Here is a 17,211-nt window from a genome sequence, read left to right on the forward strand (position 1 = left end):
TGGGGCCCACGGCAGCTGGGGCCGCTTACGGTCCTCGGCCATGGAGAACGTATGGATCGAGCCGGGCGGGCCCACCGGTCCCGGCTACACCGAGGATCAGCTCAGACGCGCGAGAACCTTCACCGAGACGGACATCCGGGCATCACGGGCACAGTTGGCGGCACGCTTTGGCCTCGGTGACGTCTGTGCCGAGATCGCCGACGGGACAGCACCCGGCGCAAGCGTCGCCTTGGAACAGCTGGCCCACCAGCTTGGGTACGCGACGGAGACACTGGAGAAATACCTTCGGGTTACGCGCCTCGCAGGAACCGCACTTCGCGACCGTCTGCTCGCCTCCGCCGTCCACGTCCCGTGGAAGTGCGTGACCACCGCCTGCGTCACCGATCCCCAAGAGCGGGCCCGACGCATCACGTTGCTGCTCGAACTACTCGACAGTGCAGAGCGGGCGGGATGGCCCGTTTCACTGGATGCGGCACAATACCGCCTGACATTGGGCCTGGCGGGCGGAGCCGAGCCTCCCGCAGAGATCGTTGCGCAGCTCGACCGAGAAGAAGTCCGCGAGGCCGTTCTGGCCGAGCTGACCAAGAGTCCGGCGGCAGTGCTGGCCGTGCTGCGGGAGCCCGCAGTGCGGGAAGTGCTGAAGGACCAGGACGTCGCGCGTTACGTCCGCGCACAGATGCGACCGGCTCCCAGCGCGGACGAAGCCCTACTCGATGAGCTCGTCGGCAGTGAGGACCGCGATCCGCACGCCGACTGGACCATCCGCTACTTCGGACTGGTCCACAAAGCCAGAGAAATCTTGCTGCTCGGTCCTGAGGACTTCGTGGACGTCAACGACCCCGAGGTCTGGGAGTCCGTCGAGTCCATCCGCGACTCGGTCGCTTCCTGGGCCGACCGGGTCTTGCAGCAGCGTCCCCGCACCATCCGACTCCTGGCAGGAAAGTAGAAACCCATGCCCAGCGCCGCAGGCCGCTACTCCAACAACGTACATGACGTCCTCGACCGTGAAGCCCTCCGCTGCATTCTCGCCGGCGGGAGCGAGGGTGAGCAGTTCTCCCGGCTACAGGGGATCGTTCGATCGAAGATCAAAGTGCTGTCGGCCGAGTACCACGCGGTGTTCGACCGCGCGGTGAAGTCGATGTGCACCACCTCCTTCAACAAGGTCACCAAAGAGATCCGACTCGCTGCCCTGGCCGGACCGCCCGGCCCTTCGCGCACCGAACCCACTCTCCAAGGCCCCGGCTGCGGCACCACCCCCACCGCCCCGGACGACGCCAGCGTTCCCGGTCCACGCGCCAGCGCCACCGACGACCAAGTCGTCGCGAAGGTTGTACTCGGCGAGGGGGGCGAACTGACGGAGAAGACCGCTCGGCAACTCGTACGGCAAGACCTCGACCGCATCATCGACGTCTCGCCCTCTCTCGCCGAACGCGACTTCAGGGAGGCCGACCGGCTCGACCAGCAGGCCAAAGAGTCCACCCAAGGTGCAAAAAGGCACCGGGCGCGTGGAAACCGCATCCTCGCCCTAGTCAAACGCTACGACCGTCTAGTCGCCGGCATCGACAGCCTTCCTGGCATCTTCACCGTCGCCGACTTGCTGACCGAAGTCGGGCCGCAGGCCCTCGGCCTGGACGAGGACGACGCCGAACTCCTTCTCTACGCAGGCGCCCTATGACCGAGTCTGCGTGGCACAAGGAGATCAAAGGATGGGGCGTGGCCACCGAGATCTCCCTCGGTAACCGCCGCGCCGACTGCCAACTGCGCTGCGGGAAGCGGGCTGAGGTCCAGGCCCGCCCACTTCCACCCGCCGAAGTCGCCGGCCGGGAAGCACACGCCGACTTGTGGATCCTGGACTGCCGTGACGCTCACCGCTCGCAACGCCTGATGGTCTGGAACGACTCGCAGTTCGGCACACTGTTGCGCTGGGAACGTCCGTGGCAAGGCTTCGCCGTCGCCAAGCGTCCGGTTTTCCTCAACCTTAAGCTCGATCTCCGCACAGGCCACGGCACCTTCGTGCAGGTGAACCGCTGGGTCTTCGATAGCCGCCAGGCCACGGGTACTGGTCAGATCCACACAGCCCGCACCCTCAGGTTCTGGATGCGCTACGGCCTCCCGCCGCAGGAACACCTGGCGGTGGCACTATGAGCCGGCTCCGCTCCCAGGGCCTGCGCCACCGCACAGTCACGATCGAACTGGATGGTGTCCTACAACAGCTGCCAGCCGAGTACCACCCAACTGGTCCGCTTGTGGGGCGCATGGTGACCGCCCCCGCCTTTCACGCCCGCTCCCTGTTCGACGAATGCCCCGTGCCGGTTTCTATGCCGCTGCACCGCCCAACTGCGCTCACCGACCGGCGGCTGATCGTCGTAGACAACCTGTCCGAGCAGTGGGTTATGGGTTTCAGCGTCCACCGCCACGGACAGCTCTACCGCATCACCGGCTTCTACCCCAAGTAGCAGCCCATCAGCCCTTGCAGCCACCGGACGCACTCACCCTGAAGCACTCGCCGAGTGCCAGGCACGCCCCTGAGGTCGATTTACGTCCGACTCAAGCGCCCCGCAGCAAGGCCCGCCTCGCGCAGTGCTCCCGTCAGCGCCTGTTGACGGGGGCACACCGACGACCAAGGGGCTTCGCCACCAAAATGTTCCGCGAGAACCGTCTGCCATGCAGGTGCCACGGGTGAACACTCCGTCAATCCACCACCCCGCAACCAGGGTGTAGACCGTCTGCGAGTGCCCATAGCGTTCCGCAGATCACGCCAGGAGAGGCCAGCACGGATCTCGCAGAACATCCACCTGGTGACGTTGTGGTCTGTCCCGCCGGGCCGCCCGGTGACGGCCTGCGGTATCAGCAGAGCCAAAAGATCTCACTCCCGGTCAGTGACTAGATGACAGCCCCCGTGACCCTCAACAAGGTGATCTTTGTAGGCGGACTCTAGCTTTCCGCCGACACGAGGTCTGCCAGGAGGGGCAGGTGTTCCGGCACCACATCGGCGATCTCCTCAGTCACCCGCTCACACGGGCTCCAGTACAGCGCCTCGATCAGCACGAGGCGTCCCTGCGGGCATGGGCCGAGCGACTGGGCGATCGCTGCGAGGGCTTTGCCACGGTGCTCGGGTATGGCGAGGGCGTCGGCCAGGGCGCGGGCCGCCGTGCGGGCACCCACCCGGCAGAGCGCTTTGACGACGGTCGGCGTGGCCGCCTCGCGCAGGGCAGGGGTGCTGATCTCCTCCAGCACCGCGGCGGCACGGGTGACGTCCCCCGTGGCTGCGGCGCCCGTCGCAAGGTGGCCGAGGGCGTGCTCGTCTCCTTGCCTGTCGACGATCAGCTCTGCTGCGGCCAGATCACCGGTGTCCACCAGCTTTTTCACGACACCGGTGAGGATCTCGTCGACCGCGTCCTTCGGCAGGCCGTCCTCCAGCCCGAGCACCGCGTCGATCTCGCCCGCCGCGAGGAGCGCATCGGCGGCGGCGTACGTGTCCCAGCGCCGGCGGGAGGGGCTGTCAGCAGTGCCTGCCAGGCCGAGGATCTCCTGAGCAAGCTCTGCCGCTCCGTCCGGTTTCCCGGTGCGGCCGAATGCCTGGGCCACCCGTCGCAGGCCCTCGGTGCGCTCGGCAGGATCTGCCAGGGCCCAGCTCTCGTGGAGTACGCGGAGCAGGAGTTCGTACCCCTCCGCGGGGCGACCCGTGTGGTGCAGGCTCTCGGCCAGCTCCGCGAGGTCGAGGACGCGTGCGTAACCGGCGGACGTGTCGGCGGCTCGTTCGGCGCGGTGGATGAGGCGGGCCGCGTCGCCCGGCCGCCCGGACCGGCCAGCTGCGACGGCCAGCTTGATGAGGGTGTGCACCCCGCGCCCCCGAGCCCTCCGCGCCATGTTCGTCGCCCGCTTGACCACGGCGTGGGCGCGTTCCTCCTGGCCCGCTCGCAGCAGGAAGTCGGCGGTGTCAGTCGACAGCGTCATCCGCCAGTGGAGGTAGGGCACCTTGTCGGTGGCGTCGCGGGCTTGTCGGGCCAGGCGCAGCGTCTGTGCCGGGTCACGGGACTCTGCCGTCGTCCTGCCGGCGGCGTTGAGGACGCGCGCCCGGTAGATGGGTTCGGTGATCCGCTCGGCCAGTTCCAGGGCCCGGTCGAGGTCACCGGTTTCCGCCGCCGCGATGCCGATCTCGAGCAGGCCGTCCTCCGGATCGTTCAGGAAACGGCTGACCAGGTCGGTCGCCTGCTGGTGGTGCCCGGTCGCTTCCAGGCCCGCGGCGACGTGGGGGTAGACCCAGTCCACGCCGTCGGGGTCGTCGATGTCCGCTGCCAGCTGGGCCGACGTCAGGGCAAACTCGGCAGCCTGTTCGGCGAGCCCCGGTGCCGTGGACATCCCCCGGGCGAACAGGGCGAGGTACTGCGCACGCCGGACGGGGTCACCGGAGCCGGCCGATCGGGACACGACACGCTTCGCCAGCGCCAGGGCCCGGCGCTGCTCGCCGAGCCGGGAGAGCGCGGCGGTCAGCGAGGCGCCCAAGGCGCTCCGGGAGACGGTGTTGGGCACCGCCATGACCGCGTCGACGACTTCCAGCGCCCAGGGAACCGCATCGGGGCCCGGGGCCCCGGCCTCCTCCTGAGCTTCCATGGCGTTCCTCGCCACCCTGGCCAGGGCCCCGACGGCGGCGACGAGAGCGTCCGCCCTGCGCTCCGGGTCGCTGATGCGGCGGGCCGACCGCAGGGCCTCGGCGGACCGGCCGGAGTCCGCCAGGCCCTTGGCGATCGCTTCCAGGAAGCGGTCCCGGTCCTCGGTGCGGTCCGCTCCGTCGAGCAGAGCGGCCGCCTGATCCGTGCGCCCGGCGGCGGCCAGGGCGCCGGCGATGGCGCTCAGAGCGGCCACCCGGTCCCACGCGTCGCGCCGCGACTCGGCCAGATGAACGGCGCGCGCCGGGTGCCCGAGTCGGGCCCACAGGGCGATCAGGCCGGACGGGAGAGGCGCCGTCCGATCGTGCAGCCCGTCCCGCGCGGCGGCGAGCCGCAGGGCCACGGACACGTCCTGATCGCCGCGGCGCCGGCCGTCCGCGAGCACCAGGTCGAACGCGGACGACACCGTATTGAGCGCCTCCAGGTCCGCCCCGGACGCCCGCCACAACCGCTCTTGCCACCCGGTGTCACAGGCCAGCGTCACCAGCCTGGGAGCGTCCCCCTGTTCGCGCAGCAATTGGGTGTAGCCGCGCAGCAGGTACTCGGGTGTCCCCTCCGGCCATCCGGCGCTCCGGTAGGAGTCCGCCCACCGGTGCAGACGGCTGCGATGGGCCGCCAGCTCCTGGTCCGTGACCAGTTCCGCCGCGCCGCGCCGGATCTCCTCGTGCGCGAAGAGAAAAACGGGCGGATCGTCGGACGTCCAGTGCCCGAAGCGCTGGCGGAAGCTGCGACCGTTCACCGCGGTCAGCTCGCGCTCGACCAGCCGCGCCGGGCTCTCGGTCAGCTCCGCGAAGTCGGGTGCGCTCAGACCGCCTCCGGCCGCGACGGTCAGAGCGGCCAGGTCCCAGCCCAGCCCGCCGCCGTCTCGCAGTCGCAGCAGATCCCGCTCTGCGTCCCAGCGCGCCGCGCGGGCGTGTGGGGACGGCTCCAGCCGACGGTCGATCCGCGTGGTCCGCAGGGGGTGGTCCGCGGGTACGTCCCCCGGTACCGGCGGATGCGGACGGCCGGCGACGAGGATCCGCATGCCGTGCGGGGGAACGCGTGGCAGCAGCGCCGCGATGCTGTGGCCGTCGGGACCGGCGGTCACGCCGCGGTCCTCGTCCAGCCCGTCCACCACGAGCACGAGTCGTCGGCCGCGCGCCGCGCACCCCTGTGCGGCGCGGTGCAGCGCGAGCAGCATCTGCTCGTCGCGCGTGGCGGGGGTGCTCAGCGGCTCCTCCTCGCCCAGCAAGGCGTACACCTGCCGCTGTACAACCTCGCAGAACGCCGCCGCGTCGCTCTGCGAGACCATGCGGGAGGTGATGAAGAACGACACGACATCGACGCCGGGTGGAGGATGCAGGACGAAGTGCGCCAGCAGGGCGGACTTTCCCGCCCACGCCGGGGCCACCCAGCGCCAGTAGTTGGCGCCGGGACCGTCCGCGGGGACATCGTGCGCGCAGAAGGCGGCCAGCTGGGCGAGTTCCCTCTCACGCCCCTGGAAATCGGCGGCGGCGAGGGCCTGTTCCACCTGCAGGAGATAGCCGGAGACGGCGGCGCGCCCCGCGACCACCTGCACGAAGCTGTCAATCATCACGCCACTGTTGGCGAAGGCCCCGGCTCCCTCGGCGGAGGATCCACCCGACTTGCGTACCGCGGCGCGACTGCGGAAGAACATCGGATGCGCCGCTAACCCTGCCCCCGATAACCGGTATTCGCGCTGCCGCCCTCCGCCCGCGCGTCACCGGTCTCGCCGACGGAGACCACACCGTCGGACGGGGAGGCGACGGCACCCGTGTTGGCGTCCCCGCCGCCGGCGGCCGTGGCACTCCCGGTCCTGGACACCTGTACGGACGTGCTCCCAGACGGGGCCAGCAACGCGCAGACGCCGACTCCCAAGGCGACCACACCGACCACCGCGGAGACCACGCCAGCCACCTGGTTCGCCCGGTCCCAGCTCAGCAGCGACAGCGCACCGGCGACGACCGCCAGGACCAGAACCGTCGTCACCAAGACGGCGCGCCGGTCACCCCGCACAGCCACCCTCTCTGCCCCCTTACGCCCCGTCGAGGCGGAACCGCACCGAGCCCGGTATGGCCCACGCCGCATGCCGAGCCCCACCATACGGCCAGGCCAACATCGCCATGCGGGAAAGCTCTGGAGGAGAGCCCTGGAGGGCAATGGCGCCCCGAACAAGGTTCCGCACGGCCCACCACAAGGCCGAGAGCGTCGGTCGGCGCTGGGAGCCCCCTGGGACGTTTCTGGGACTTCCAAATGCATTAAGGGGCACCAACGTGAAACGAGCGAAAGACCATTAGCGCAGGTCATCGACTCGCACCGTCCATTGCTGCAGGGCGAAACGCTGGCCGGTCTCTTCCGCGACATCTGATCTGTAGGACCCGGCGACTCCGCTTTGAGCGTCATCAGCCCTCGGCGTTGCCTCGTCACTCGCAGCCTTGACTCCGCCTGACCTGCCCAACGTGTGCCTGACGCACCATCAGAACGAGCGTCAAATGAGCGTCACGAGCGTCATTTCACCGTCAAGATATCGCCCGTAACGCCCACACCGCACATAATGCGCACGCTTAAAACCGCAGGTCAGGAGCCCTTCGCGGCCGGTTCGAGGATGGCGACACACTCCACATGATGGGTCATCGGAAACAGATCGAACGCCCGAAGCGTCCGCACCCGGTAGCCGCCCTTCCGGAAGTACCCCAGGTCCCGGGCCAGCGCGGCGGGATCGCAGGCGACGTACGCGATGCGGCGGGCGCCCAGGGAGGTGAGGTGGGTGACCGTCTTGCGGCCGGCGCCGGCGCGGGGCGGGTCGAGGACGATCAGGTCGACCTCGGTGATGCCGGTGCGCGGCAGGACCGACTCGACCTTGCCCTGCTCGATGCGGACCCGCGGGAAGTCGGCCAGGTTGTGCCGTGCGTCCTCCACCGCCCGCTTGCCGGACTCGATGCCGAGGACCGCGCCCTGCTCGCCGAGGCGGTCGGCGAGGGCGCCGGCGAAGAGGCCGACGCCGCAGTAGAGGTCCAGGGCCATGTCGCCCTTGCGGGGCAGCAGGCCCTGCATGACGGCCGTGACCAGGGTGTCGGCGGCCTTCGGGTGGACCTGCCAGAAGCCGCCGCTGCCGACCCGGTAGGTGTGGTCGTCGGCGCGCTCGCGCACGAACGCGCGGCCGTGGACGCGGTGGATGCCGCCGTCCCGCTCGTCGACGCGCATGACGGAGACGGGCCGGTCCAGCTCGACGAGCGGCAGCCGGGCGCCGGGACGCGGCTCCAGGATCACCATGCGGTCCTGGGAGCCCGTCGCGGCGATCGCCTCGACGGAGGCCATGCCGGACCAGTCCCGCTCCTCGATGCCGAGTTCGCTGACTCCGGCCGCGGCGATCATGCAGTGGTCGATCGGCTCGACCTCGTGCGAGCGGTGGCGGCGCAGGCCCGCGTTGCCGTCGGCGTCGACGGCGTACTGGACGCGGGTGCGCCACTGCGGGACCTGGCCGGCCGGCAGCTTGTCGCCCTCGGCCGGGAGCACGGTGCCGTCCCAGCCCGCCTCCTCCGGAGTGAGTCCGGCGAGCCGCTGGAGCTGCTCCGCGATGACGTCGGCCTTCAGCCGGCGCTGGGCGCCCGGCTTGGCGTGCTGCCAGTCGCAGCCGCCGCAGCGACCGGGGCCGGCGAAGGGGCAGGGAGCCTCGATGCGGTCCTTGGACGCCTCCAGGATCTCCACGGCGTCGGCGCGCAGGAAGCGGGCGCCCTCCTCGCCCTCCGTCACCCGGGCGACCACCCGCTCGCCGGGCAGCGCGTGCCGGACGAACAGCACCTGCCCCTCGGACGTACGGGCGATGCAGTGGCCGCCGTGGGCGACGGGGCCGATCTCGACCTCGTACTCCTCGCCCACCAGAGACTTCGTCGGTTCTGCCTGCATGGTGGGGTGACTCCAGATCGAAGAAGGGGGCTCGGGGTGCGGGAAGGGCCGCTGCGGGAACGGCCGCGTACCGGCCGGGCCGGACAACAGCCCACCAGTCTACGGCCTTCCCGAGGGGCGCTCAGTCCTTGGCCGCCGACGACTCCTTCGGCCGTTCCGCCGCCGGACCGCGCCGGACCGCGCCCGGTGCGTTCCACTCCTGCCGCCTGCGGGCCCGCAGCTTGGCCGCCTCGGAGGACTGCAGCTGGTAGGGGACCGAGGTGACCATGACGCCGGGGGTGAAGAGCAGGCGGCCCTTGAGGCGCAGGGCGCTCTGGTTGTGCAGCAGGTGCTCGTACCAGTGGCCCACCACGTACTCGGGGATGATCACGGAGACCGCGTCGCGCGGGGACTCCTTGCGCAGGCTCTTGACGTACTCGATCACCGGGCGGGTGACCTCCCGGTACGGCGAGTCCAGGACCTTCAGCGGCACGTCGATGCCGCGCCGCTCCCACTCCTCGCGCAGCGCCTTCGTCTCGGCCGGGTCGACGTTGACGGTCAGCGCCTCCAGGGTGTCGGAGCGCATCAGCTTGGCGTAGGCGATGGCGCGCAGCGTGGGGCGGTGGATCTTGGAGATCAGGACCACCGAGTGCACGCGGGACGGGCGGACCAGGTCGTCGCTGGGGCCCTCGGGCGCGGCGATCTCCTCGGCGACCCGGTCGTAGTGCTTCCGGATCGCGGTCATCGTCGCGTAGAAGATGCACATGCCGAGCAGGGCCACCCAGGCACCGTGGGTGAACTTGGTGACCAGGACGACGACGAGCACCAGGCCGGTGAAGAAGGCGCCGAACGTGTTGATCGCGCGCGAGCGGACCATGTGGCGGCGCTTGGCCGGGTCCTTCTCGACCGCGAGGTGGCGGTTCCAGTGCCGGACCATGCCGGTCTGGCTGAGCGTGAAGGACACGAACACGCCGACGATGTACAGCTGGATCAGGCGCGTGGAGTCGGCCCCGTAGATGACCACCAGCAGGGCCGCCGCGCCGGCGAGCAGCACGATGCCGTTGGAGAAGGCGAGGCGGTCACCGCGGGTGTGCAGCTGGCGCGGGAGGTAGCGGTCCTGGGCGAGGATCGAGCCCAGCAGCGGGAAGCCGTTGTACGCCGTGTTGGCCGCGAGGAACAGCACCAGGGCGGTGGCGGCGGCCAGCAGGATGAACAGGAAGCTGCCCTTGCCGAAGACCGCCTCGGCGACCTGCGAGATCACCGGGTTCTGGACGTAGCCGGAGCCGACCGGGGAGCCGTTGTGGAGGAGATCGGTGGCGGGGTGCTCGGCCATGCGCACCTTGGTCGCCATCGCGAGGGCGATGATGCCGCAGAACATGGTGACGGCCAGCAGGCCCATCATCGCGAGCGTGGTCGCCGCGTTCTTCGACTTGGGCTTGCGGAAGGCCGGGACGCCGTTGGAGATCGCCTCGACGCCGGTCAGGGCCGCACAGCCGGAGGAGAAGGCGCGCAGCAGCAGGAAGACGAGCGCGAAGCCCGCGAGCCCCTGGTGCTCGGCCTTGATGTGGTAGTCGGCGGTCGGGGCGCGCATGGCGTCGCCGAGGACCAGGCCCCGGAACGCGCCCCACAGGATCATGACGAAGACGCCGCCGACGAAGACGAACGTCGGGATCGCGAAGAGCTTGCCCGACTCCTTCACGCCGCGCAGGTTCATCAGCGTCAGCAGGACGATCACGGCGGTCGCGCAGAGCACCTTGTGCTCGACCACGAACGGGATCGCGGAGCCGAGGTTCTCGATTCCGGAGGCGATGGAGACGGCGACGGTCAGGACGTAGTCCACGAGCAGGGCGCTGGCCACGGTCAGGCCGGCCTTGGGGCCCAGGTTGGTGGTGGCGACCTCGTAGTCGCCGCCGCCGCTCGGGTACGCGTGCACGTTCTGCCGGTAGGAGGCGACCACGGTGAACATCAGCACGACGACCGCGACGGCGATCCAGGGGCTGAAGTGGTACGCCGACACGCCCGCGATGGACAGGACCAGCAGGACCTCTCCCGGCGCGTAGGCGACGGAGGACAGCGGGTCGGAGGCGAAGACGGGCAGTGCGATGCGCTTCGGCAGGAGGGTCTCGCCCAGCCGGTCACTGCGCAGAGCGCGCCCGATCAGGATCCGTTTGGGCACGTCGGTCAGTTTGGACACGAGAGAGGATCGTAAGCCTTCGAACAGGCAGCCGCCCACCCGGAGGGCTGGATATGCCTCCCGAGTGAAAACGGGGACGCGCGGAACTGCGGAATCCGTGGATGGTGTGCCCCTCGTGCCTAGATGGCAAACCCCGCCCGTCATCGCACTTCGGAGGTTCCATGCCCGCGACCGCGGAGCTGATCGGGGCGGTGCTCGCTCTGGCCTGCCTCGGAATCCTGACCCTGTGCAGCGTGCGCAGCATCACTCGCAGACGGCTCCCGCCGCCGCCTGCGGCACATGGGTGCCCACCGCCCGGCGCCCGTGTGTAGCTTTGGGCGTCGGTCTGAGACCCTGATGCTGAGCAGTAACTTTTGGACACCGGAAGGACGGTCGTGCACATCGTCATCATGGGCTGCGGAAGAGTGGGTTCCGCTCTTGCCCAGACCCTGGAGCAACAGGGACACACGGTCGCAGTGATCGACCAGGACCCCACCGCCTTCCGTCGGCTGGGCCCGGGATTCGGGGGCCGCCGGGTCACCGGCGTCGGCTTCGACCAGGACACCCTGCGCGAGGCGGGCATCGAGGAGGCCGGCGCCTTCGCCGCCGTCTCCAGCGGCGACAACTCCAACATCATCTCCGCCCGCGTGGCCCGCGAGATGTTCGGCGTGGAGAACGTGGCCGCCCGCATCTACGACCCCCGCCGCGCCGAGGTCTACCAGCGTCTGGGCATCCCCACCGTGGCCACGGTCCGCTGGACCGCCGATCAGATGCTGCGCCGTCTGCTGCCGTCCGGGGCCGAGCCGCTGTGGCGCGATCCCACCGGAGGCGTGCAGCTCGCCGAGGTGCACGCCTCCCCGAAGTGGGTGGGCCACAAGATCAGCACGCTGCAGGAGGAGACGGGCGTCCGGGTGGCGTTCCTGACCCGCCTGGGCGAGGCGATCCTGCCCACCTCGCAGACGGTGCTGCAGGAGGGCGACCTCGTGCATGTGATGATGCGGACGGACGACGTGGAGAAGGTCGAGGCGGCCTTCGCCGGTGGCCCGGAAGAGGAGGGCGGTCACTGATGAGGGTCGCCATTGCCGGAGCCGGCGCCGTCGGCCGCTCGATCGCGGGCGAGCTGCTGGAGAACGGCCACGAGGTGCTGCTGATCGACAAGGCGCCGACCGCCATCTCGGTCGAGCGCGTCCCGCAGGCGGAGTGGCTGCTCGCCGACGCCTGTGAGATCACCTCCCTGGACGAGGCGGCGCTCCAGCGCTGCAGCGTCGTGATCGCCGCGACCGGCGACGACAAGGTGAACCTGGTCGTCTCGCTGCTCGCCAAGACGGAGTACGGCGTCCCGCGCGTCGTGGCCCGCGTCAACAACCCCAAGAACGAGTGGCTGTTCAACGAGGCCTGGGGCGTCGACGTCGCCGTCTCCACGCCGCGTCTGATGTCCGCCCTGGTCGAGGAGGCGGTGAGCGTCGGCGACCTGGTCCGCCTGCTCCGCTTCAGCCACGGCGACGCCAACCTCGTGGAGCTGACCCTGCCCGAGGAGTCGGCCCTGGCCGGCACCCAGGTCGGGGACGTGGAGTGGCCGCAGGACACCTCGCTGGTCACGATCATCCGCGGCAACCGCGTGCTGACGCCCTCCAAGGAGGACTCTCTGGAGGCGGGCGACGAGCTGCTGTTCGTGGCCGCGCAGGCCCGGGAGGAGCAGCTGGAGGAGCTGCTGTCGGTGCGCCGCGAAGAGGCCTGACCGGACACAGGCAGGGCGCCCTTGACGTCAAGGGCGCCCTGCCTTTTCCGTAAGCGCTCCGCGCTCCGCGTGTCCCGCGCTACGCGTCCCGGCGGTGCCGGGGGCCGGCCGGCTCACCGCTCTCGGCGGCCTGCGCGGCCCGGGCGGTCCGCGCCGCCTTGCGCTCCTCCTCGGCCTTCTCCTCGGCCTCCATCTCGGCGAAGACGTCGATGGGCGCCGGAGCCTTGGCCAGGAAGACCCAGGTCAGCCAGACGGCGAGCAGGAACGGCGGGATCTTCAGGGCGATCAGGACCCAGCCGAGCTGGGCGGTGTCGGCCCACCAGTACAGCGGGAAGAGGATCGCGCACTTGGCGAGCAGGATCAGGCCCCAGGCCCAGCTGGCCTTGGCGTAGGCCTTCTTGCGGCCCGGGTTACGGGTGCGCCAGGAGAGGTTCTCCTTGAAGACCGGGCCCAGGATCAGGCCGATCAGGGGCACCCCGGCGAGGGTCGTGACGATGTACGCGAGCGCCAGGCCCAGCGTGTAGATCATGCCGGGGAGGTAGAAGTCCTTGGCGTTGCCGGTGAACATCGCGAAGACGACACCGAACGCCACACCGAAGACACCGCTGAAGGCGTGCTTCACGGTGTCCTTCATGACCAGCCGGACCACGACCAGGATCACGGACACCGCGAGCGCGGCGATCGCGGAGAGGTGCAGGTCCTTGTTGATCGTGAAGATCGCGACGAAGAGCAGGCCCGGAAGGACCGTCTCGACCATGCCGCGGACCCCGCCGAACGCCTCGAACAGCGCCGCCTCCGTCACCGCGCGGGCGTCATGAGGCTGAGTCTGGTCGGTGTCTTCGGTCGGCTTGTCGAGGGACGTCACCGGCTACTCCCGTCCGAGGGGTCGCAGTTCGTATTTCGGATTGAACAGCACCCGGCGGCCCCGGCTCATCGAGATCCGGCCCGATGCGATCAGCTTGCGCCCCGGTTCTATGCCCACGATGGAGCGCCTGCCGAGCCACACCACGTCCAGCGCCGCCGAGCCGTCGAACAGCTCGGCCTCCAGGGCCGGGACTCCGGCCCGCGGACGCAGGGTGACCGTGCGCAAGGTACCAGTTACGGTGACGATCTGCCGGTCCTGACAGTCGCCGATCTTCGTACAGCCCGCCGTCTCGGCGTCCTCGCGCAGCTCCTCCGACTCCAGGTCCTCCTGGGACGAGGAGAGCCGGTCGAGCATGCGCCGGAACCGGCCGGCCGGCTTTTCGGAACGAGGAACAGCAGTCATGAGTGAAGCGTACCGGGGAGCGCCGACAGGACTGTAGGGACCGCGAGGGGCCCTCACTTCTCGAAGCGGTACCCCATCCCCGGCTCGGTGATGAAGTGCTCCGGGTGCGAGGGGTCCGTCTCCAGTTTGCGCCGCAGCTGGGCCATGTACACCCGCAGGTAGTTGGTCTCGGTGCCGTACGACGGCCCCCACACCTCCTGGAGCAGCTGCTTCTGGCTGACGAGCCGGCCGGTGTTGCGGACCAGCACCTCCAGCAGATGCCACTCGGTGGGGGTGAGCCGGACGTCCTTGCCGTCGCGGTTGACCTTCTTGGCGGCGAGGTCGACGGTGAAGCCCTCGGTCTCCACGGTCGTCACGTCGTCCTCGCCGGGCCCGGACGGCTCGGCGCGGCGCACCGCGGCCCGCAGCCGGGCCAGCAGCTCGTCCATGCCGAAGGGCTTGGTCACGTAGTCGTCGGCGCCCGCGTCCAGCGCCTCGACCTTCTCGTCGGAGGAGTGGCGGGCGGAGAGGACCAGGATGGGCACCCGGGTCCAGCCGCGCAGGCCCTTGATCACCTCGACGCCGTCCATGTCGGGCAGGCCCAGGTCGAGGACGACCACGTCGGGGTGGCGGGAGGCGGCGAGTTCGAGTGCGGTCCTGCCGTCGGGCGCCGCGTCGACCTCGTACTTGCGCGCCTTGAGGTTGATCACGAGGGCGCGCACGATCTGCGGCTCGTCGTCGACCACGAGCACCCGGGTCATAGGGCCTGCCTTTCTGGTTCTGCGATACCTGCCCCGCCAGGGGGTTCCGCGATGTCCGCCGCGGACGGAACGGTCCCGGCACGGGTGCCGGCCGCGCGGAGGCTGAGCACCATGGTGAGGCCGCCGCCGGGCGTGTCCTCTGCGGTGAGGGTGCCGCCCATGGCCTCGGCGAAGCCCCGGGCGACCGCGAGGCCGAGCCCGACCCCGGCACCTCGCGGAGCGTCACCGTACCGCTGGAAGGGCTCGAAGATGCGGTCCTTGGCGTCATCCGGGACGCCCGGCCCGCGGTCCACCACCCGCACCTCGACCCGGTCGGCGATGGCGCTGGCGGCGACCAGGACGCGCTGACCGCGCGGGCTGTACTTGACGGCGTTCTCCACCAGATTGGCCACCGACCGCTCCAGCAGCCCGGGGTCGACGGCGACCATCGGCAGCGTCTCGGGCACGTCCAGCTCCACGCTGTCCTCGGGTACTCCGCCGAGGGCCATCGGTACGACCTCGTCGACGTCGATCTCGCGGATCAGCGGCGTGACCGTACCGGTCTGGAGGCGGGACATGTCCAGCAGGTTGCCCACGAGGTGGTCGAGCCGGTCGGCGCCCTCCTCGATGCCCTTCAGCAGCTCGGCCCGGTCCTCTTCGGACCACTCGACGTCGTCGGAGCGCAGTGAGGTGACGGCGGCCTTGATGCCGGCGAGCGGGGTGCGCAGGTCGTGGCTGACGGCGGCCAGCAGGGCGGTGCGGATGCGGTTGCCCTCGGCGAGCGCGCGGGCCTGGTCGGCCTCCTCCCGCAGGCGCCTGCGGTCGAGCACGACAGCGGCCTGGGCGGCGAACGCGGCCAGCACCCGGCGGTCGGCGGCCGGCAGCACCCGGCCGGTGAGCGCGAGTGCCATGTGGTCGCCGACGGGCATGTCGACGTCGGCCTCCTCAGGGCGCTCCAGCGGAGGTCCGAAGCCGGCGCGGCCGGCGCAGGTCCAGGGCGCGACGTCGCTCGCGCGCTCCAGCAGGGCGGCCGACTCCATGGCGAAGGTCTCGCGGACCCGTTCCAGCAGCGCCTCCAGGCTGGTCTCGCCGCGCAGCACGTTGCCGGCGAGGAAGGAGAGGATCTCGGACTCGGCGCGCAGCCGGGCCGCCTGGTGGGTGCGCCGGGCGGCCAGGTCGACCACGGAGGCCACCGAGACCGCGACGCCGAAGAAGATGGCGATGGCGACGATGTTCTTGGGGTCGGCGATGGTCCACCGGTGCAGGGGCGGGGTGTAGAAGTAGTTCAGCAGCAGCGATCCGAAGGCCACCGAGGCCAGCGCGGGCAGCAGGCCGCCGAGCAGCGCCGCCGCGACCGTGACCGCCAGGAACAGCAGCATGTCGTTGGCGAGGCCGATGTCGATGGTGTTCAGCAGCGTCGCGAGCAGGGCGGGGCCGGCCAGCGCGGTCATCCAGCCCCAGATGATCCGGGCCCGGCCGAGGCGGGCGCCCCGGGCCACGGGCAGTCCGCGGCCCTTGGCGACCTCCTCGTGCGTGACGATGTGCACGTCGAGGTCGGGTCCCGACTCGCGGGCGACGGTGGCGCCGACGCCGGGCCCGAAGACGTACTGCCAGGTCCGGCGGCGGGAGGAGCCCAGCACGATCTGGGTGGCGTTGACACCGCGCGCGAAGTCCAGCAGCGCGGCCGGTATGTCGTCGCCGACGACGTGGTGGAAGGTGCCGCCGAGGTCCTCGACCAGGGTGCGCTGGACGGCCAGCTCCTTCGGGGAGGCCGCGGTGAGTCCGTCGCTGCGGGCGATGTAGACGGCGAGGACCTCGCCGCCGGCGCCCTTCTCCGCGAGCCGGGCGGCCCGGCGGATCAGGGTGCGCCCCTCGGGGCCGCCGGTCAGGCCGACGACGATCCGCTCCCGCGAACCCCATATCTTCGAGACCCGGTGCTCGCTGCGGTACTCGTTGAGGTACTCGTCGACCCGGTCGGCCACCCACAGCAGGGCGAGTTCGCGCAGGGCGGTCAGGTTGCCGGGGCGGAAGTAGTTGGACAGGGCCGCGTCGACCTTGTCCGGCTGGTAGATGTTGCCGTGGGCCATGCGGCGGCGCAGGGCCTGCGGGGACATGTCGACCAGCTCGATCTGGTCCGCGCGCCGGACGACCTCGTCCGGCACGGTCTCGCGCTGGCGCACCCCCGTGATCGACTCCACGACGTCGCCGAGTGACTCCAGGTGCTGGATATTGACCGTGGAGACGACGTCGATGCCGGCGGCGAGCAGTTCCTCGACGTCCTGCCAGCGCTTGGCGTTGCGCGAGCCGGGGACGTTGGTGTGGGCCAGCTCGTCGACCAGGGCGACGGCGGGGGCCCGGTGCAGCACGGCGTCGACGTCCATCTCGTCGAAGGCGGTGTCGCGGTACTCCAGCCGGCGGCGCGGCACCTGTTCGAGGCCGTGCAGCATCACCTCGGTGCGCGGCCGGGCGTGGTGCTCCACGAACGCGACCACGCAGTCGGTGCCCCGCTCGGTACGGCGGTGCGCCTCCGACAGCATCGCGTACGTCTTGCCGACGCCGGGTGCCGCACCGAGGTAGATCCGAAGCTTGCCGCGTGCCATGGTCCTATTGTCTTCCCGTACCTGTTGCCTACGCAGCGTCGACCTTACGGCCAGCAATTACGGCAAACGGGACGGGGGTGCGAGCACGGGGCAACTTTGACACAACCCTGATGAGCTGCGGCCGAGCGCGCCGACGGGCCTCCCGAGCCCCGCTGACGA

The 17,211-nt window shown here is 70.4% G+C and carries 14 protein-coding genes; 6 read left to right on the plus strand and 8 right to left on the minus strand.

What is annotated here, in order from left to right:
- Positions 1 to 40: 40 nt before the first annotated feature.
- From ACF073_RS32160 to ACF073_RS32175, 4 genes are read left to right on the plus strand one after another with little or no spacing between them, the layout of a single operon-like run.
- On the plus strand, positions 41 to 946 hold the full coding sequence (locus tag ACF073_RS32160; protein WP_392074960.1) for a hypothetical protein: 906 nt from the start codon (positions 41 to 43) through the stop codon (positions 944 to 946).
- A gap of 6 nt (positions 947 to 952) precedes the next feature.
- Positions 953 to 1,675 (plus strand): hypothetical protein, encoded by a 723-nt coding sequence (locus ACF073_RS32165; RefSeq protein WP_392074961.1) that lies wholly within the window; start codon positions 953 to 955, stop codon positions 1,673 to 1,675.
- Positions 1,676 to 1,713: 38 nt separating this feature from the next.
- On the plus strand, positions 1,714 to 2,145 hold the full coding sequence (locus ACF073_RS32170; RefSeq protein ID WP_133890206.1) for a hypothetical protein: 432 nt from the start codon (positions 1,714 to 1,716) through the stop codon (positions 2,143 to 2,145).
- Positions 2,142 to 2,456 (plus strand): hypothetical protein, encoded by a 315-nt coding sequence (locus ACF073_RS32175; RefSeq protein WP_166662079.1) that lies wholly within the window; start codon positions 2,142 to 2,144, stop codon positions 2,454 to 2,456. The genes ACF073_RS32170 and ACF073_RS32175 overlap by 4 nt, the downstream gene beginning before the upstream one ends.
- A 478-nt stretch (positions 2,457 to 2,934) precedes the next feature.
- Here the strand turns inward: ACF073_RS32175 and ACF073_RS32180 are convergent, their stop codons facing one another.
- The 4 genes from ACF073_RS32180 to ACF073_RS32195 form a co-directional block, all read right to left on the minus strand.
- Entirely contained in the window at positions 2,935 to 6,243 is a 3,309-nt protein-coding gene (locus tag ACF073_RS32180) for a hypothetical protein (protein ID WP_392074962.1), read from the minus strand.
- Between the two features lie 95 nt (positions 6,244 to 6,338).
- The gene (locus ACF073_RS32185) at positions 6,339 to 6,659 is read right to left on the minus strand and encodes a hypothetical protein (RefSeq protein WP_392075093.1); all 321 of its coding nucleotides are present in this window, start codon (positions 6,657 to 6,659) and stop codon (positions 6,339 to 6,341) included.
- Positions 6,660 to 7,247: 588 nt separating this feature from the next.
- Positions 7,248 to 8,576 carry a class I SAM-dependent RNA methyltransferase gene (locus ACF073_RS32190; protein ID WP_392074963.1) on the minus strand — a complete coding sequence of 443 codons (1,329 nt, stop codon included), beginning with the start codon at positions 8,574 to 8,576 and terminating at the stop codon, positions 7,248 to 7,250.
- A gap of 121 nt (positions 8,577 to 8,697) precedes the next feature.
- Complete coding sequence (locus tag ACF073_RS32195; RefSeq protein ID WP_392074964.1) at positions 8,698 to 10,749, minus strand: APC family permease; 2,052 nt, start codon at positions 10,747 to 10,749, stop codon at positions 8,698 to 8,700.
- Positions 10,750 to 11,123: 374 nt separating this feature from the next.
- Between ACF073_RS32195 and ACF073_RS32200 the strand changes: the two genes are divergently transcribed.
- Positions 11,124 to 11,795 carry an NAD-binding protein gene (locus ACF073_RS32200; protein ID WP_392074965.1) on the plus strand — a complete coding sequence of 224 codons (672 nt, stop codon included), beginning with the start codon at positions 11,124 to 11,126 and terminating at the stop codon, positions 11,793 to 11,795.
- Complete coding sequence (locus tag ACF073_RS32205; protein ID WP_392074966.1) at positions 11,795 to 12,466, plus strand: potassium channel family protein; 672 nt, start codon at positions 11,795 to 11,797, stop codon at positions 12,464 to 12,466. The genes ACF073_RS32200 and ACF073_RS32205 overlap by 1 nt, the downstream gene beginning before the upstream one ends.
- Positions 12,467 to 12,545: 79 nt before the next feature.
- Here the strand turns inward: ACF073_RS32205 and ACF073_RS32210 are convergent, their stop codons facing one another.
- The 4 genes from ACF073_RS32210 to ACF073_RS32225 are packed head-to-tail and all read right to left on the minus strand — an operon-like array spanning position 12,546 to position 17,052.
- Positions 12,546 to 13,331: a DUF3159 domain-containing protein gene (locus ACF073_RS32210; protein WP_392074967.1), complete on the minus strand. Its 786-nt coding sequence runs from the start codon at positions 13,329 to 13,331 to the stop codon at positions 12,546 to 12,548.
- Between the two features lie 3 nt (positions 13,332 to 13,334).
- Complete coding sequence (locus ACF073_RS32215) at positions 13,335 to 13,733, minus strand: OB-fold nucleic acid binding domain-containing protein (RefSeq protein ID WP_208034873.1); 399 nt, start codon at positions 13,731 to 13,733, stop codon at positions 13,335 to 13,337.
- Positions 13,734 to 13,786: 53 nt separating this feature from the next.
- Positions 13,787 to 14,473, minus strand: a complete 687-nt coding sequence (locus tag ACF073_RS32220) for a response regulator (RefSeq protein ID WP_392074968.1) — start codon at positions 14,471 to 14,473, stop codon at positions 13,787 to 13,789.
- Positions 14,470 to 17,052, minus strand: a complete 2,583-nt coding sequence (locus tag ACF073_RS32225; RefSeq protein WP_392074969.1) for an ATP-binding protein — start codon at positions 17,050 to 17,052, stop codon at positions 14,470 to 14,472. Before ACF073_RS32225 ends, ACF073_RS32220 begins: the two co-directional genes overlap by 4 nt.
- Positions 17,053 to 17,211: the final 159 nt, after the last annotated feature.

The sequence above is a fragment of the Streptomyces sp. NPDC015171 genome (genome assembly GCF_043079545.1).
In the GTDB taxonomy this organism is placed as follows: Bacteria; Actinomycetota; Actinomycetes; order Streptomycetales; family Streptomycetaceae; genus Streptomyces.

What these genes read in the sequence shown, in the direction of transcription:
- ACF073_RS32160 (WP_392074960.1), top strand. Translation starts at nt 41, where the DNA reads ATGGAGAACGTATGGATCGAGCCGGGCGGGCCCACCGGTCCCGGCTAC.
- ACF073_RS32165 (WP_392074961.1), top strand. Translation starts at nt 953, where the DNA reads ATGCCCAGCGCCGCAGGCCGCTACTCCAACAACGTACATGACGTCCTC.
- ACF073_RS32175 (WP_166662079.1), top strand. Translation starts at nt 2,142, where the DNA reads ATGAGCCGGCTCCGCTCCCAGGGCCTGCGCCACCGCACAGTCACGATC.
- ACF073_RS32180 (WP_392074962.1), bottom strand. Translation starts at nt 6,243, where the DNA reads ATGATTGACAGCTTCGTGCAGGTGGTCGCGGGGCGCGCCGCCGTCTCC.
- ACF073_RS32190 (WP_392074963.1), bottom strand. Translation starts at nt 8,576, where the DNA reads ATGCAGGCAGAACCGACGAAGTCTCTGGTGGGCGAGGAGTACGAGGTC.
- ACF073_RS32205 (WP_392074966.1), top strand. Translation starts at nt 11,795, where the DNA reads ATGAGGGTCGCCATTGCCGGAGCCGGCGCCGTCGGCCGCTCGATCGCG.
- ACF073_RS32215 (WP_208034873.1), bottom strand. Translation starts at nt 13,733, where the DNA reads ATGACTGCTGTTCCTCGTTCCGAAAAGCCGGCCGGCCGGTTCCGGCGC.
- ACF073_RS32220 (WP_392074968.1), bottom strand. Translation starts at nt 14,473, where the DNA reads ATGACCCGGGTGCTCGTGGTCGACGACGAGCCGCAGATCGTGCGCGCC.
- ACF073_RS32225 (WP_392074969.1), bottom strand. Translation starts at nt 17,052, where the DNA reads ATGGCACGCGGCAAGCTTCGGATCTACCTCGGTGCGGCACCCGGCGTC.